The sequence below is a fragment of the Mesobacillus sp. ABV4_180 genome (assembly GCF_056158485.1).
In genome coordinates, this window is record NZ_JBSWTJ010000001.1 from 1,081,553 (window position 1) to 1,095,055 (window position 13,503).

Here is a 13,503-nt window from a genome sequence, read left to right on the forward strand (position 1 = left end):
TCAAAAATAATGAATGATTATTACATTTTTAAAATATCAAATGGAATTTAATAAATCTGTGAAAATAATGTGAAGTCACATATCAGCCATAATGTTTTGAACAAAATTTGTCAGAGAATTTCCTTTTGCGCTAAAAAAATACCTATTAAGGTATTGGTTGAAAGGCCGTTCTTAATCCTTGCAGCATACACTGGGTAAATTTAGAATAAAGATAATATGAAGTACAAGCAGGAGGGAGTAATACTATGAGCGAACTATTATTTAAGCATTTTGAAATGACGAGGGGTTTTTTTCTAAGGGAAATTGAAGGAGTCACTCCACAACAGGCAAGTGTTCAGCCAGATGGCTTTAATAACAATATCCACTGGAACATCGGGCATGTTCTCACGGTTACCGAACAATTCATGATGGGGTACCCGAAAAAGTCAACTTATCTCCCGGAGAATTATGTACAGCTTTTCGGCAATGGGACAAGGCCATCTGAGTGGAGCGGGGACATCCCTTCTGTTGCTGTATTAACCGAACAATTGAAAGCACAGCTGGGCTGGCTTAAAGAAGTTCCGGCAGAGATGCTTGATGAAAAGTTGAAAAAGCCTTTTCTCGGACTGGAAACATTCGGGGAACTTGCCAACATGGCGTTGTTTCATGAATCCTATCATCTTGGCCAGATTCATGCGATGAAGAAATTGGTAAAGTAATAGATTTTACAGAAGCAGTGTCCTGAGGCACTGTTTTTTTAGGAGATAAGAAAGTATTAAATTCACTTTGAGAATTGTCGAGCTCCAGCGCCTAGCCCCTCGAGACGCTTGTCTTTTTGCGGCTCCTAACTCCTCGAGACGCTTCGGTCCTGCCAATGAAGTCAAAGAGCGACTTCACTGTCAGGACCTCCAGCGCTTTTCGGAGTTGGGCAGTCGCCTACACATTTCGATTTCGGTCCGGCCAATGAAGTCAAAGAGCGACTTCACCGGTCGGCCCTCCAGCGCTTGTCGGGGCTGAACAAGGCGCTTGCGCTTTTCTTAGGAGGCAGGCAGATGTACATAAATGATTGTCCATATTGCAGCGTACTTACAGATGAAGAGCAGGAGATTGTCCTCGAGAATGAGAGTTGTTACTTCATCCAGAAGGAATCAGAGCAGAAAGTCCTTCAAGGGAGCGGGCTGATTATTCCGAAACTGCATAAACAGGATGTATTTGAGTTATCAGAGCAGGAGTGGAATGATTCAAGAGAATTGCTGCTGGGTGCCAAGGAGATTCTTGATGAGAAATTTTCTCCCGATGGATACAGTGTGGGCTGGAATACAGGGAAGGCTGGTGGGCAATCAATCTTCCATGCTCATTTGCATGTCATTCCACGGTTCAGGGACGAGCCTTTTGCCGGGAAGGGCATCAGGTATTGGATCAAGCAGGAAGAGAATAAACGAAAATGATTCCTCTGCTGGAGAATGTTTGAATCTCTGGTAAAAAAACAGTCTATTGAACAAAGAAGAATGGCCTCTGCCGAAAGCAGGGGCCATTGTTTAATTTGAACTATTGTTCCAGTCTGCATACAAACCACTTCCATTGCAGCCAGGGCATTCGTATGGAGCGGCATAATAGACAAACTCATTGGCAGAAAAGGCATAATACCCTCTTCCATGGCAGTCAGGGCATTTATTCTGATCCTTCATATTCGTAACATGGTTCTCATATCTAGTATTTCTCCACTGGTTAATCGCATTGAACAATCCCATGTGCGTTCACCTCCAGTTCTATTCATATAGTTTGGAGAAATTTATTTGTTTTTATGTATAGTTTATGGAGAATTTTGCATTTTGCGCCGGTACTAGCACAGAACTTGTCTGGAAAATTTAAAGGAGGCATGATTTGCTGCTATCTAATCCCAAGCTTAGAAAAGCATATTTGGATGTTGAATTCATTTTTAGGAAGATAGATAGAAGATATTTGAAAAGACGCATGAATTTTCATGTGTCTTTTTCTACGCAAAAAAGCACTCGACGATGATCGAGTGCTTCTTTTAATTCCCTTTTGAAAATATATTCACGCTTCCAGCCAGCTCTGGGACCATTTTTCAATATCCCTCATAAGAGGTTCGAGAGCCTTCCCTTTTTCAGTTAGTGAGTATTCGATCCTGACGGGCGTTTCTGCATAGACTTCTCTGTTAATAATTCCTTCATTCTCTAAATCTTTCAGCCGATCGGAAAGAACTTTACCACTGACTCCAATGGAAGATTCAATTGTGCAGAACCGCTGTGGCCCTGAAAGCAGCTGATATATGATCAATCCAGTCCAACGCTGGCTCAGGATGGTCATGGCTTTTTCAAATCTGGGACAAATCGACTTATCCATCTCCATCACTCCTTACTTATATTATAAACATACGAAAGAAAAAATAAATTACTTTTTATAAAATAATTACTTGACGAAACCTTATAACAAAAAATATAATAACTTACATAAAGTAAGTAACTAACGAATTATATATTCAACTGCAGTTAATATACTCGAAAAAATTAATTTGGAGGAAAAGGCAATGATAAAAAATAATGAAGCAGGCGCAACGATTTTAAGGGTAATATTGGGTATCACATTTCTAATTCATGGTGCAGCAAAGTTCCAGGGAGGAATTGAAAACACAGTTGGTTTCTTTGACAGCCTTGGATTGCCAGGTTTCACAGCGTATCTGGTAGCGCTCATCGAATTAGTTGGCGGCTTGGCAATGGTGTTGGGAGTGGGGACAAGAATTATTTCAATCCTATTTGCGGTCGTTCTAGCTGTTGCTATTGTAAAAGTAAAGCTGGCTGGAGGATTCCTTGGAAACGGCCAGATGGTTGGATATGAATTGGACTTAGCTTTATTGGCAATCTCTATTTATCTTGCAATGACAAATAAGTCGCTTTTCGCTTTGGATAATGTTCTTTTTCAATCTAAAAAAGCTTAAGCAATATCAAAAGGAGGAATCATATATGAATTTTCATCAGCCACCAGTTACTTTCGTAGGACAGGTCAATCTTAAGGTCCAAAATTTAGAGCGCGCACTTGCCTTTTATAAGGAAGTAATTGGATTTAAAGTATATGAGCAAACTGAAAGTTCAGCAAAGCTGACTGCTGACGGAGAGAAAGTATTGCTTTCGATTGAACAGCCAGCAGACGTCATACCAAAACAGGCAAGAACCTCGGGACTATACCATTTTGCGCTTTTATTGCCCCAGCGTTCTGATTTAGCAAATATAGTAAGGCACTTTGTAAAGGTAGGCTATCCTCTTCAGGGGGCATCCGACCACCTGGTAAGTGAAGCCCTTTATTTAGCGGATCCTGATGGCAATGGGATTGAAATCTATACAGATCGCCCAGCATCAAAATGGGATTGGAATAATAACGAAGTGGTGATGGCTACCCAAGCTCTGGATGCAGAAAATCTGCTTGCAGAGGGAGTGGATGGATTGTGGAATGGCCTGCCAGAAGACACAGTCATGGGTCACATCCATTTGCATGTTTCTGATTTAGCCAATACAGAGGACTTTTACACGAAAGGTCTTGGATTTGAAGTGGTTTGCCGTTATGGATCACAGGCTCTATTCATTTCTTCCGGCCACTATCATCACCATATTGGACTGAATACATGGAATGGGGTTGGAGCACCTGTACCGTCAATCAATAGTGTCGGGCTGCAATCATTTACATTGATACTGCCAAACGTACATGCAGTAAATGAAACGATTGTCCGGCTAGAAGAAATAGGGGCAACTGTTACAAGTGAAAATGGTGTGTATATTACTTCTGATCCTTCAGGAAACCGTATCAATCTGGTATCAGCAGGCAGCAGGGAAGGATAAGTGCTTTGAAAAAATCCGCTTGATTGGCCACGGATCTTAGAAGGATTTTCCAGTAAGCATTTAAATTGACCTAACGTTCAAACCGGAGTATTATCTCGAAGTAAACTATTTTAATTTCAAGATTTATTTATATCGAAATAGTTGCGAAATTTTAAACTAGATAGGTGGAATTGCATCATGGCAAAGGTTTTATACATCACAGCACATCCGCTGACTGAAGAACAGTCCTTCAGTTTGGCTGCAGGAAAAGCATTCATCGAAACATACAAATCTCAGAACCAGAACGATGAAGTTATTCATCTGGACTTATTTAAAGAACACATTCCGTATATCGATGCAGACGTATTGGGCGGCTGGGGAAAGCTGCAGAAAGGTACGGAATTCTCAGCGCTTTCAACAGAAGAGCAGGCAAAGATCGGCCGTCTTGCTGAACTCGTTGACCAGTTCACAGCAGCAGACAAATTTGTTTTTGTCACACCACTATGGAATTTCTCATTCCCACCTGTGATGAAAGCATACCTTGATGCTGTCGCAGTGGCAGGCAAAACATTCAGATATACACAGGAAGGCCCAGTGGGCTTAATGACAGATAAAAAAGCCCTTCACATCCAGGCTCGCGGAGGTTACTACTCAGAAGGACCAGCAGCAAGCATGGAAATGGGACACCGCTACATCGAAACAATCATGAATTTCTTCGGTGTACCTTCTACTGAATGCCTGTATCTAGAAGGGCAAAATGCGAACCCTGAAAAAGCACAGGAAATCAAAGAAAACGGAATCGCCCGTGCTAAGGATTTGGCACATACATTCTAAAAAACTAGTAGCCGAAGTTAGAAGCTGTCCGAAAGCTCATTTTTAGAGCTTTTGACAGCTTCTTTTTTTCTTAAGGACAGAATTCATTGGAACCTAGAGAAAAGTGTCCGTCATCGGGGTGATGAAGGACAGAAACCCATGGGCAGTGCAGAAAAATGTCCGTCATCGGAGTGATGAAGGACAGAAATCCATGGCAAGCGCAGAAAAATGTCCGTCATCGGAGTGATGAAGGACAGAAATCCATGGCAAGCGCTGAAAAATGTCCGTCATAGAGTTGATGAAGGACAGAAATCCATGGGAAGTGGAGAAAAATGTCCGTCATAGAGTTGATGAAGGACAGAAACCCATGGGAAGTGGAGAAAAGTGTCCGTCATAGAGTTGATGAAGGACAGAAATCCATGGGAAGTGGAGAAAAATGTCCGTCATAGAGTTGATGAAGGACAAAACCCATGGGAAGTGGAGAAAAGTGTCCGTCATAGAGTTGATGAAGGACCGAAAACCTTGGATATGTGCCCGGTCAAGGGAAGGAATGGAGAAACCGGTCACATAAAGAAGCGGTATGGGACCTGTCAGGGGTATAAATCACAGAAAAGTTTCAGTCATCAACGCTATCGCGATTGCATTATAAAAGCAGGCAGGAAAAAACGGATGCCCTTAAAGGACATCCGTTTCATCTATCAAACTTCCTGAGGCACCTGCAGGCCGAGACCTTTAGCGATAAGTGTTCCGTATTCAGGATCTGCCTTGTAGAAGTGGCCGATCTGGCGGAGTTTGATGTCGGCGCGCTCCACAGGCTTCATTGCTGCTACGATGTTTGCAACAAGGCGCTCGCGTTCTTCTTTGTTCATCAAACGGTACAGGTCACCGGCTTGGGTGTAATGGTCGTAGTGGTCGTAGCCAACGTTTTCGGCAACGCCACTGACAGGGAAGGACGCCTGCTTGTGCTCGTTCACTTCAGTTGGGCCACCGAAACTATTAGGCTCGTAATTTACGCTTTTACCGCCATTGCCGTCAAAACGCATCTGGCCGTCACGCTGGTAGGAGTTCACTTCCGATCTCGCCCTGTTGATTGGCAGGTGATTGTGGTTCGCTCCCACACGGTACCGATGTGCATCCGAGTATGCGAACAGGCGGCCCTGAAGCATTTTATCAGGTGATACATCGACGCCAGGCACAAGGTTTCCAGGAGAGAATGTAGCCTGTTCAACTTCCGCGAAGTAGTTTTCCGGATTGTGGTCCAATACCATGCGGCCAACTTCAATCAATGGATAGTCTTTCTGTGACCATACCTTTGTAACATCAAATGGATCGATGCGGTAAGTATTCGCATCCTCTAGAGGCATGATCTGCACATAAAGCTTCCAGGCAGGGAAGTCGCCAGCTTCGATTGCATTGAATAGATCTTCTGTATGGTAGTCAGGATTTTCTCCTGCGATTTTTGCAGCTGCTTCAGATGTAAGGTTTTTCACTCCTTGCTCTGTCTTGAAGTGGTACTTGATCCAGACACCGTCTCCTTCAGCATTTGTCCATTTGAACGTGTGGCTGCCAAAGCCATGCATATGGCGTAATGTAGCAGGAATGCCTCTATCAGACATTAAAATAGTGACCTGGTGAAGCGATTCAGGTGATAATGACCAGAAATCCCAAACTGCATTTGGATCCTTCAAGTGTGTCTGAGGATTTCTTTTTTGTGTATGGATGAAATCAGGGAACTTGATTGCGTCGCGGATAAAGAATACTGGAGTATTGTTCCCGACGATATCATAGTTTCCTTCCTCTGTATAAAACTTCACAGCGAATCCACGCGGATCACGAACAGTGTCAGCTGATCCAAGCTCTCCCGCAACTGTCGAGAAACGAATGAAAAGTGGTGTCCTCTTGCCAACCTCTGAAAGGAATGCAGCCTTCGTGAATTCAGTAACATCATTTGTCACTTCAAAATAGCCATGAGCTCCGGCACCTTTTGCATGCACAACACGCTCTGGCACACGCTCACGGTTAAAGTGCGCCAATTTTTCTAAAAGGTGTACGTCTTGAATTAAAGTCGGACCTCTTTGTCCTGCCGTCATGGAGTTCTGGTTGTCCCCAACCGGCGCTCCCCAGCTTGTAGTAAGATGTTTCTTTTGACTATTGCTCATTTTCAACCCGCCTTTATCATGTATTTTAGTTATAACTAAATGATAACAACTTTCAATTAAAAATCAATACTAAATTATAATTATTACAAATTAGAAATTAGTATAATTTGATAAAACCTCTATAATCAAATGTATGGCGCTATCCGAATTTGAAGGGTATTTTCCTTTTATGGAATTCGCGCAAGTTTCGTATAGGTTGGTCGAGATATTGTGAAAAGTGGGCGATTTAACATTAAATTAGTTGTTGAAGAATTCGCTGAAATATTGCATAAATTGGTCGAAATACTTTGTTTTTGCCAATAAATCAAAGTGAAATAATAGCGAAGTTACAAATCTGTAACGCTATGTAAAAATTGAACCGAATAATGACAGTGCTGGTTAGACAAGGAAACAAACCTGGATTGGAATAAACTACCGCGTTTAATACAAACCAAGCTATATCAATAGCTGGAAGTGGGCGCTCCCAGATGCCACATATTGGACGATGAATCACTGTGTTACAACTGCTAGCCTTATCAGTAGAGAAAGAGAGCAACTCTACTGGGAGGAATGAAAAATGAAGAAAATGAAAAAGACATTGGCAGCGCTGACAGCTGTAGCATCCTTATCTTTATTTTCAATGGGAGCAGCTGCAGAAGCGGCAACATACCAGGTGAAAAGCGGGGACACACTCTGGGGAGTGGCCAGCAAATATGGTGTGCCATTGACAGAATTGAAAAAAGCGAATAATAGAACTAGCAATCTACTATATCCAGGACAAAAGTTGACAATCCCGGCTGCGACGGTATCTGCAGCAGATCAGGATCTTCTTGCGCGTCTGGTCCACGCTGAAGCAAAAGGCGAGCCATATGCAGGGAAAGTTGCAGTAGCGACTGTTGTCTTGAATAGAGTAGCAAGCCCTGATTTCCCTAATACGGTCAAGGGCGTCATCTATGAAAAATCGAATGGCTATTATGCATTTACACCGGTGAAAAACGGCGCAATCAATAAGCCGGCGGATGCAGAGTCTAAGAAGGCTGTAAAAGAAGCCCTCGCATTCAGAGGACAAGGAAAAGGTTCACTATTCTTCTTTAACCCGAAAACGGCAGTAAGCAAATGGGTATTCTCAAGAGAAGTAACAGTGACGATCGGCAGCCACAGATTTGCGAAATAATTGCAATCTATATAGATAAAAAGGACACAAGAAATGATGTATGAATTTTCATACGTCATTTTTTTATGTGCGCATTTTAAATTGTAATTGCAAAAAAGCAGCCTTTTTCCTTTTCATCCTTCACAGTTTCCGTGAATAAGTATAGTATTTTGCCATTTCCTAATACTAACATTACGGGAGGAAGAAGGATGCCGAACATGGAAATTCAAAAAAGCCTTAAAGAAAATATCATGAATATAAGGAATACTTTTCACGATACTTCTGACCTTATTGTTAGAAAGATTAAGGTGGGCTTTAAAGATTCTTTTGAAATAAATGTTGTCTATCTGGATGGAATTATTGATTTGGATCTTATTCAGGAAAATGTGGTTAAGCCTTTATTAGAACCATTCAGGACTGTAGGTTTTAAGGAATCACAAATTGATCAAATGATTGAAAGAATTATTGAGTCGGCGGATGTGAAAACGACCACTCAGTATAAGGAATTGACCGATGCCATCGTACAAGGAAGTACCGTGTTACTGATTAACGGGTATCGAAAAGGAATTATTGTGCCATCTCCTAAGTGGGTGGAAAGAAGCATCGAATCATCAATAGGAGAACGGTCTGTAAGAGGACCGCAAATTGGTTTGACAGAAAAAATGAAAACCAATATTAATTTGATAAGAAGTTCATTGAAAACTCCTGATTTTTGTGTAGAAACAGTGGAATTTGGCTATTTTTCGCCAACATCTGTTTCGATATTATATATAGAAGGCATTGTTGATAAAGGAATTTTAAAAGAAGTTAAAAAGAGGCTAAAAAGCCTTACCATTAAGTATGTCCTTAGTGAAAGAGTAATAGAGGATGTATTAGAAGGAAAACCAAAGTCTTTTTTTTCGCGTGTAAGACATTCAGAACGAATTGACGGGGTAGTTTCATCCTTATTTGAAGGAAGGGTGGCAGTTATTGTTGATGGGTACCCTTTCGCCATCATCGCCCCTGCGTTATTTATTGATTTCCTTCAGGCCCCTGATGACTATCACATATCGATGGGCAGGTTAACAAGCCGATTAATACGATTGATCGCCTTTATATTGGGAGTATATTTGCCTGGCGTTTATATCGCGATTGCAAATTTCCATAAAGATGACCTGCCAAATAAGATTTCAAAAGCGCTCATTTCGAAGGAAGAGCTATTGCCGACCTTTTGGGAAATTGCGATTCTCTTATTTTTGATAAGAATGCTAGTAGATGTTTCGTTTCGTCTTCCGAAAAGCGCGGTAATCTTGGTCTCTTTAATCGGAACAATCGTAATTGGTGAAACAGCGGTTACTGCAAAATTAATCCACCCAGTTAGTCTGATCGTTATAGGGATTACAGCTCTGTCTAGTTTCTTAGGGGCTAACAGAGGACTTGTGGAAGCGGATGCCCTTTTAAGAGTACTTTTTTTGATTATTGCTAATTTTTTGGGGTTCAACGGTATGATCGTTGGAACAACCCTTCTGATTATTTATATGGTGAGTCTAAAGTCAGTGGGTGTTCCTTATCTTTCACCTTTAATTCCATTTAAAATGCAGGAATGGAAAGATACATTTTACAGAGAAGATTTGCAGAAACTTATTGATAGCAAACATACTTATTCCGAAGATCAAGATTAACTGTGAAAAATAACTTCATGTTGCAAAAAGACAACCATCAAAAAAGTTCGAAGAGAGGTTTCTCTACAATCTGAAAGCTCCAAGGAATGTTTCCTTAGAGCTTTTTTATTGCTTATGTTTGGCTTGGGCTTAAATCGCTTTGAGTATTTGTCGAATCGAACCGAAATGGCAGGAGAGTGTGCGATCGCTCCCAACAGACTATTCGATGTCTGTTCATCTAAGGAGTCAAGTGAATCAATCTTTTTAAGTGGTTTTGTGTATTCCATTTTTTCCACTTCTCTGAAAGCCTGCTATCAAGTAGTTGCTGGATTATTTTTTCGTTTATTCAAAAAAAAGTTGTGGCGGTTTATAAGCCTTCCTTCAAGATCATCACTGACCCTATCTGAATCGTAGGCGCAAACAGAGAGAAGTCTTTTTTCACTTACAATTACTTCTGCTTCTTTTTCAGAGGTTGTTAATTTATTCTGCACTTCTCGCTCATCTCCCCATTCTACGTGAGCCCAGCTTCGTACAGAAAATCCCCCTTCTGAATAACCGTCAATTAATTTCGGGAGATATTCGAAGATTGAATTACATTGGAAATCTCCCTTAGCATAATAAAAATCATAGTTATTTATGATGAATACATTATTTAATTGGCTTTTAGTCAATATCTTCGCTAGACTTTTTTTCAACTGTAGATTTATTCGATCATTTTCTATTATTATGGAATATTGATTCTGTTCCAAACCGCAAACAACAAAGTCCACTACATTTTTTACATACTCTTCTATGTTCTCGAAAATATATAATATATGTCCCTCGGTAAGGTTTTTAAGGTGGTTGACCGGTTTTATATGCATTTTTTCCAACAAAGCACTCCCAATCTAATGTCAACGTATTTCTTCATCAAACCAGCGAAAAAACTCCTCTCAGTTATTTTATGAAGAAGTATTGGAATAGGGCCTCCATAGCACCCATCAACTAGACTCTTAATCCAGCATAACAGTAATTCGTAAAAAATGTGTGAAAATTTTGTCATAAAAAGGAATGGTATTAAAAAAGAATTTCGTCTAGTTTTTATAGTTAAGATTGTGAAGAAATGTACTTAAATAAACGGGCGCTTATATAAAGAGGACGTATTGCAAAAACAAAATTCGCTTAACGATGACGTTAAGCGAATTTAGTAAAACCAATGCCTTTATAGCAATAAAAATAGACCATCAAATATTATTACATTTCGATGGTCTATTTGCCTTACAAAAGTAAAGTGTGTGACAGATAACAAAACCTGCTAGCCGTGGCGAGTTTTATTTTCTATTATCAATTAAGAAGTCAAACGAGTGTTTTTTCGGCATAAATAACCTTTTGAAATCTCAGTAGAAATGGATTTTTATCAATTAGGGCTGTCTGGCCAGGATTTTAACAAGGTGATTTTCGATGTTCCTGCCTTTTGTATCATCCAGCAGGTTATTCAGTAAGACTGTAAAAATCAGAGTCTCTCCGCTGTTTGTTTTTACATAGCCTGCGAGCGTGCTAACCCCTGTCAGCGAGCCTGTTTTAGCGATGATCCGATCCTTCAGTGGTTCATCCTTCAGCCTGTTTCGCATTGTTCCCCCGACCATCCTGTCACTGGCGCCGGCAACTGGAAGTGAATGCTGAAAATCCGGGAACCATTTTTCCTTCTGGGCATGATAGAGCAGGCTTGTGATTTCATTGGCTGGGACGAGGTTTGCATGAGAGATTCCTGAACCGTCCCTTAAAACGAGTTGGCTGGTGTTCACACCGAGCCTGGTTAGTTCAGCATTCATGACTTCAAGCCCTTGTTCCCAGCTTCCTTCGCCCTTGACAACCTTTCCCATTTCCTTTACAAGCACTTCGGCATGGCCATTATTGCTAAGCTTCATGAAAGGAATCATGAGATCCGACAATGCCATCGATTTATGAGAAATGAGTACAGTTTTCCTCTCGGAAACAGTGCCTTTTCTTATTTTCCCAACAACCTCTATCCCTTTCGCCTCAAGGGAATTCTTTAAAAGGCTGGCTGCGTAAAGGGCAGGCTCCCATACAGCCACCCATTCGCGGGCGTTACCAGCACCTTCTGGAATGGTGCCTTTTACATAGACTGTATTCGTGCCATGCTCCCGCTCAATGTTAATATCGTATTTGCCTTTGGAATCGACGGTTTTCGTTTCGTTGATGATTTTTACATAGCCGGTTTCAGGCTCAACTGAAATTGCAGCTGCTTTCCCTTTTTTTCCTGGGAGGATATTGACGATGACTGTGCCGGCATCATAATCCATGTTTGGTGCAGCAGTCAGTGCTGAGATTTGTGAACCATAGTATTGATGTTCGTCATTCCAGGTCAGGTCTTCAGAGTAGCGGATCTCGTCGTACCAGCTGTCATCTGCGACCAAATCACCATCAATTTTCATTATCCCTTTTTCTTTGATTGCACGGGCCATTTCGTCAAAATCAGCTGGAAGCAGCGTCGGGTCACCCTTCCCTTTTAAGACCAAGTTTCCTGACAAGGATTCACCGCTGATTTTTCCATCTGTCAATACCTCTGTCGAAAAGCGGTAATCCCCGCCTAAAACGGAAAACGCAGCTGCGGCAGTGAACAGCTTTAAAACAGAGGCAGGCTGCAGGCGCGTATCACCGATATGCTCGTACAACACGGTTCCATCCTCTGCAGACCTGATGCTCACTCCGGCCAAAGCCCCTTCTAGTACTGGTTCATTTGTTAAAAGAGCATTGATTTCTGCTGCCAGGTCTCCGCTTGGCTGAATTGCCTGGGCAGGAGGTTCCTCTGTATGGAAATATGGAATTGTGGCCAAGATGATGACAAGTACAAAAATGAAAATTGCCGTGGATTTTGGTTTCAAAATTCTACTTCACTCCTTTCATCGCTCTATGGATTCGACATGAAATTTCCCAATAAACAACTATTAGAGTCTATGATAATCTTTAAACTAATATAAGGTTCAGGAGGGAAAAAAATGTACCGGTACTTGTGGAACGCCTTACTCATTGTAGCCATCGGAGCAGGATTTTACTTCTACGCCCAACTAATTTTTTCTAAAGTAACTGACCCGCTGTACGGATCATTGGCCCTTCTCGCAGGCTGCCTGTTCGCTGCAGGCATCTTCAGGGAAATTCTACTGTATGCCCAGGCTGGACAAGAGAACAGTCAGGTTTAGGAATGAAATGCAGGACACCTCTTTATGGGGTGTTTTTTTCTGTATATAGAGATTTTATGGGATGTACTGTATGGGGGTATGATAATATTGAAACATAAGAATAAGGGGGGATTGGATTGGATATTTTAGAGCCCGGAACGAACCCATCTGAATGTGCAGACAGTTGCTGTTCATCAGAACGTAAGAGCCATCACTCAGAAAAAACAAAGAAGAATCTCGTTACGAGATTAAACCGTATAGAAGGCCAAATTCGCGGCATTAAGGGGTTAATTGAAAAAGACACATACTGTGACGATGTGATCACGCAAATCTCTGCTACCCAGGCTGCACTGAACAGTGTTGCCAAATTATTGCTCGAAGGCCATATGAAATCATGCATTGTCGAACGGATCCAGGAAGGTGATAATGAAGCAGTGGATGAGCTGCTGATCACGATTGAAAAGCTGATGAAAAAGTAAAAGGGACATATTGTTTCGTATCTAGCAAACTGTCCTGTATAATGACACTAACTGAATAATTTCCTTCGGGGTCGGGTGAAATTCCCAACCGGCGGTGATGAAGCGATGCTTCTTAGTCCGTGACCCGGTTAACGTTTGTTAAACGGTGGATCTGGTGAAACTCCAGGGCCGACAGTATAGTCTGGATGGGAGAAGGAAAAAAATGAGGATTAATATACAGGGAGAAGTATGCCCTTTTTTAACCCTCTAATTTGGCATAGCCTTTTTTAGGACCCCGAAGCGATTTTGT

General features: G+C 41.5%; 15 protein-coding genes and 1 riboswitch. Of the genes, 10 read left to right on the forward strand and 5 right to left on the reverse strand.

Annotated features, from left to right (window positions below):
* The first annotated feature begins 245 nt into the window (after positions 1-245).
* Both ACXAEA_RS05350 and ACXAEA_RS05355 read left to right on the forward strand, forming a co-directional pair.
* The gene (locus ACXAEA_RS05350; protein ID WP_475094905.1) at positions 246-698 is read left to right on the forward strand and encodes a DinB family protein; all 453 of its coding nucleotides are present in this window, start codon (positions 246-248) and stop codon (positions 696-698) included.
* 333 nt (positions 699-1,031) lie between these two features.
* Entirely contained in the window at positions 1,032-1,427 is a 396-nt protein-coding gene (locus ACXAEA_RS05355) for an HIT family protein (protein WP_475094906.1), read from the forward strand.
* Positions 1,428-1,517: 90 nt separating this feature from the next.
* On the opposite strand, the gene ACXAEA_RS05360 is transcribed toward ACXAEA_RS05355, so the two are convergent.
* Together ACXAEA_RS05360 and ACXAEA_RS05365 are read right to left on the reverse strand one after the other, a co-directional pair.
* Positions 1,518-1,730: a methionine aminopeptidase gene (locus tag ACXAEA_RS05360; protein ID WP_475094907.1), complete on the reverse strand. Its 213-nt coding sequence runs from the start codon at positions 1,728-1,730 to the stop codon at positions 1,518-1,520.
* 307 nt (positions 1,731-2,037) lie between these two features.
* A complete protein-coding gene (locus tag ACXAEA_RS05365; RefSeq protein WP_475094908.1) occupies positions 2,038-2,346 on the reverse strand; it encodes a winged helix-turn-helix transcriptional regulator in 309 nt (102 codons plus the stop codon).
* Between the two features lie 184 nt (positions 2,347-2,530).
* Here ACXAEA_RS05365 and ACXAEA_RS05370 point away from each other — a divergent pair, with 184 nt between their 5' ends.
* The 4 genes from ACXAEA_RS05370 to ACXAEA_RS05385 all read left to right on the forward strand — a co-directional run bounded on the left by ACXAEA_RS05370 (position 2,531) and on the right by ACXAEA_RS05385 (position 5,336).
* Positions 2,531-2,938 (forward strand): DoxX family protein, encoded by a 408-nt coding sequence (locus ACXAEA_RS05370; RefSeq protein WP_475094909.1) that lies wholly within the window; start codon positions 2,531-2,533, stop codon positions 2,936-2,938.
* A 25-nt stretch (positions 2,939-2,963) separates the two neighbouring features.
* A complete protein-coding gene (locus ACXAEA_RS05375; protein ID WP_475094910.1) occupies positions 2,964-3,833 on the forward strand; it encodes a VOC family protein in 870 nt (289 codons plus the stop codon).
* 177 nt (positions 3,834-4,010) lie between these two features.
* Positions 4,011-4,646 (forward strand): FMN-dependent NADH-azoreductase, encoded by a 636-nt coding sequence (locus tag ACXAEA_RS05380; RefSeq protein WP_475094911.1) that lies wholly within the window; start codon positions 4,011-4,013, stop codon positions 4,644-4,646.
* A gap of 363 nt (positions 4,647-5,009) precedes the next feature.
* Complete coding sequence (locus tag ACXAEA_RS05385) at positions 5,010-5,336, forward strand: hypothetical protein (RefSeq protein ID WP_475094912.1); 327 nt, start codon at positions 5,010-5,012, stop codon at positions 5,334-5,336.
* Here ACXAEA_RS05385 and katA read toward each other — a convergent pair.
* On the reverse strand, positions 5,324-6,784 hold the full coding sequence (gene katA, locus ACXAEA_RS05390) for a catalase KatA (protein WP_475094913.1): 1,461 nt from the start codon (positions 6,782-6,784) through the stop codon (positions 5,324-5,326). The genes ACXAEA_RS05385 and katA overlap by 13 nt on opposite strands.
* 565 nt (positions 6,785-7,349) lie before the next feature.
* On the opposite strand from katA, the gene ACXAEA_RS05395 reads away from it, so the two are divergent.
* The gene (locus ACXAEA_RS05395; protein WP_475098058.1) at positions 7,350-7,937 is read left to right on the forward strand and encodes a cell wall hydrolase; all 588 of its coding nucleotides are present in this window, start codon (positions 7,350-7,352) and stop codon (positions 7,935-7,937) included.
* A gap of 197 nt (positions 7,938-8,134) precedes the next feature.
* On the forward strand, positions 8,135-9,577 hold the full coding sequence (locus ACXAEA_RS05400; protein WP_475094915.1) for a spore germination protein: 1,443 nt from the start codon (positions 8,135-8,137) through the stop codon (positions 9,575-9,577).
* 293 nt (positions 9,578-9,870) lie between these two features.
* On the opposite strand, the gene ACXAEA_RS05405 is transcribed toward ACXAEA_RS05400, so the two are convergent.
* Both ACXAEA_RS05405 and dacB read right to left on the reverse strand, forming a co-directional pair.
* Complete coding sequence (locus ACXAEA_RS05405; protein ID WP_475098059.1) at positions 9,871-10,419, reverse strand: MEDS domain-containing protein; 549 nt, start codon at positions 10,417-10,419, stop codon at positions 9,871-9,873.
* 537 nt (positions 10,420-10,956) lie between these two features.
* A complete protein-coding gene (dacB, locus tag ACXAEA_RS05410) occupies positions 10,957-12,441 on the reverse strand; it encodes a D-alanyl-D-alanine carboxypeptidase/D-alanyl-D-alanine endopeptidase (RefSeq protein WP_475094916.1) in 1,485 nt (494 codons plus the stop codon).
* A 114-nt stretch (positions 12,442-12,555) separates the two neighbouring features.
* Between dacB and ACXAEA_RS05415 the strand changes: the two genes are divergently transcribed.
* A complete protein-coding gene (locus ACXAEA_RS05415; protein ID WP_475094917.1) occupies positions 12,556-12,756 on the forward strand; it encodes a hypothetical protein in 201 nt (66 codons plus the stop codon).
* A gap of 122 nt (positions 12,757-12,878) precedes the next feature.
* Positions 12,879-13,214 (forward strand): metal-sensitive transcriptional regulator, encoded by a 336-nt coding sequence (locus ACXAEA_RS05420; protein ID WP_475098060.1) that lies wholly within the window; start codon positions 12,879-12,881, stop codon positions 13,212-13,214.
* 57 nt (positions 13,215-13,271) lie between these two features.
* A riboswitch (FMN riboswitch) is annotated at positions 13,272-13,415 on the forward strand.
* The last annotated feature ends 88 nt before the right edge of the window (positions 13,416-13,503 follow it).

Excerpts from the sequence above, each read along its gene's own strand:
- ACXAEA_RS05405 (WP_475098059.1), bottom strand. The coding sequence starts at position 10,419 with ATGCATATAAAACCGGTCAACCACCTTAAAAACCTTACCGAGGGACAT.
- ACXAEA_RS05375 (WP_475094910.1), top strand. The coding sequence starts at position 2,964 with ATGAATTTTCATCAGCCACCAGTTACTTTCGTAGGACAGGTCAATCTT.
- ACXAEA_RS05355 (WP_475094906.1), top strand. The coding sequence starts at position 1,032 with ATGTACATAAATGATTGTCCATATTGCAGCGTACTTACAGATGAAGAG.
- ACXAEA_RS05365 (WP_475094908.1), bottom strand. The coding sequence starts at position 2,346 with ATGGATAAGTCGATTTGTCCCAGATTTGAAAAAGCCATGACCATCCTG.
- ACXAEA_RS05400 (WP_475094915.1), top strand. The coding sequence starts at position 8,135 with ATGGAAATTCAAAAAAGCCTTAAAGAAAATATCATGAATATAAGGAAT.
- ACXAEA_RS05415 (WP_475094917.1), top strand. The coding sequence starts at position 12,556 with ATGTACCGGTACTTGTGGAACGCCTTACTCATTGTAGCCATCGGAGCA.
- ACXAEA_RS05395 (WP_475098058.1), top strand. The coding sequence starts at position 7,350 with ATGAAAAAGACATTGGCAGCGCTGACAGCTGTAGCATCCTTATCTTTA.
- ACXAEA_RS05360 (WP_475094907.1), bottom strand. The coding sequence starts at position 1,730 with ATGGGATTGTTCAATGCGATTAACCAGTGGAGAAATACTAGATATGAG.
- ACXAEA_RS05370 (WP_475094909.1), top strand. The coding sequence starts at position 2,531 with ATGATAAAAAATAATGAAGCAGGCGCAACGATTTTAAGGGTAATATTG.
- ACXAEA_RS05350 (WP_475094905.1), top strand. The coding sequence starts at position 246 with ATGAGCGAACTATTATTTAAGCATTTTGAAATGACGAGGGGTTTTTTT.
- katA (WP_475094913.1), bottom strand. The coding sequence starts at position 6,784 with ATGAGCAATAGTCAAAAGAAACATCTTACTACAAGCTGGGGAGCGCCG.
- ACXAEA_RS05380 (WP_475094911.1), top strand. The coding sequence starts at position 4,011 with ATGGCAAAGGTTTTATACATCACAGCACATCCGCTGACTGAAGAACAG.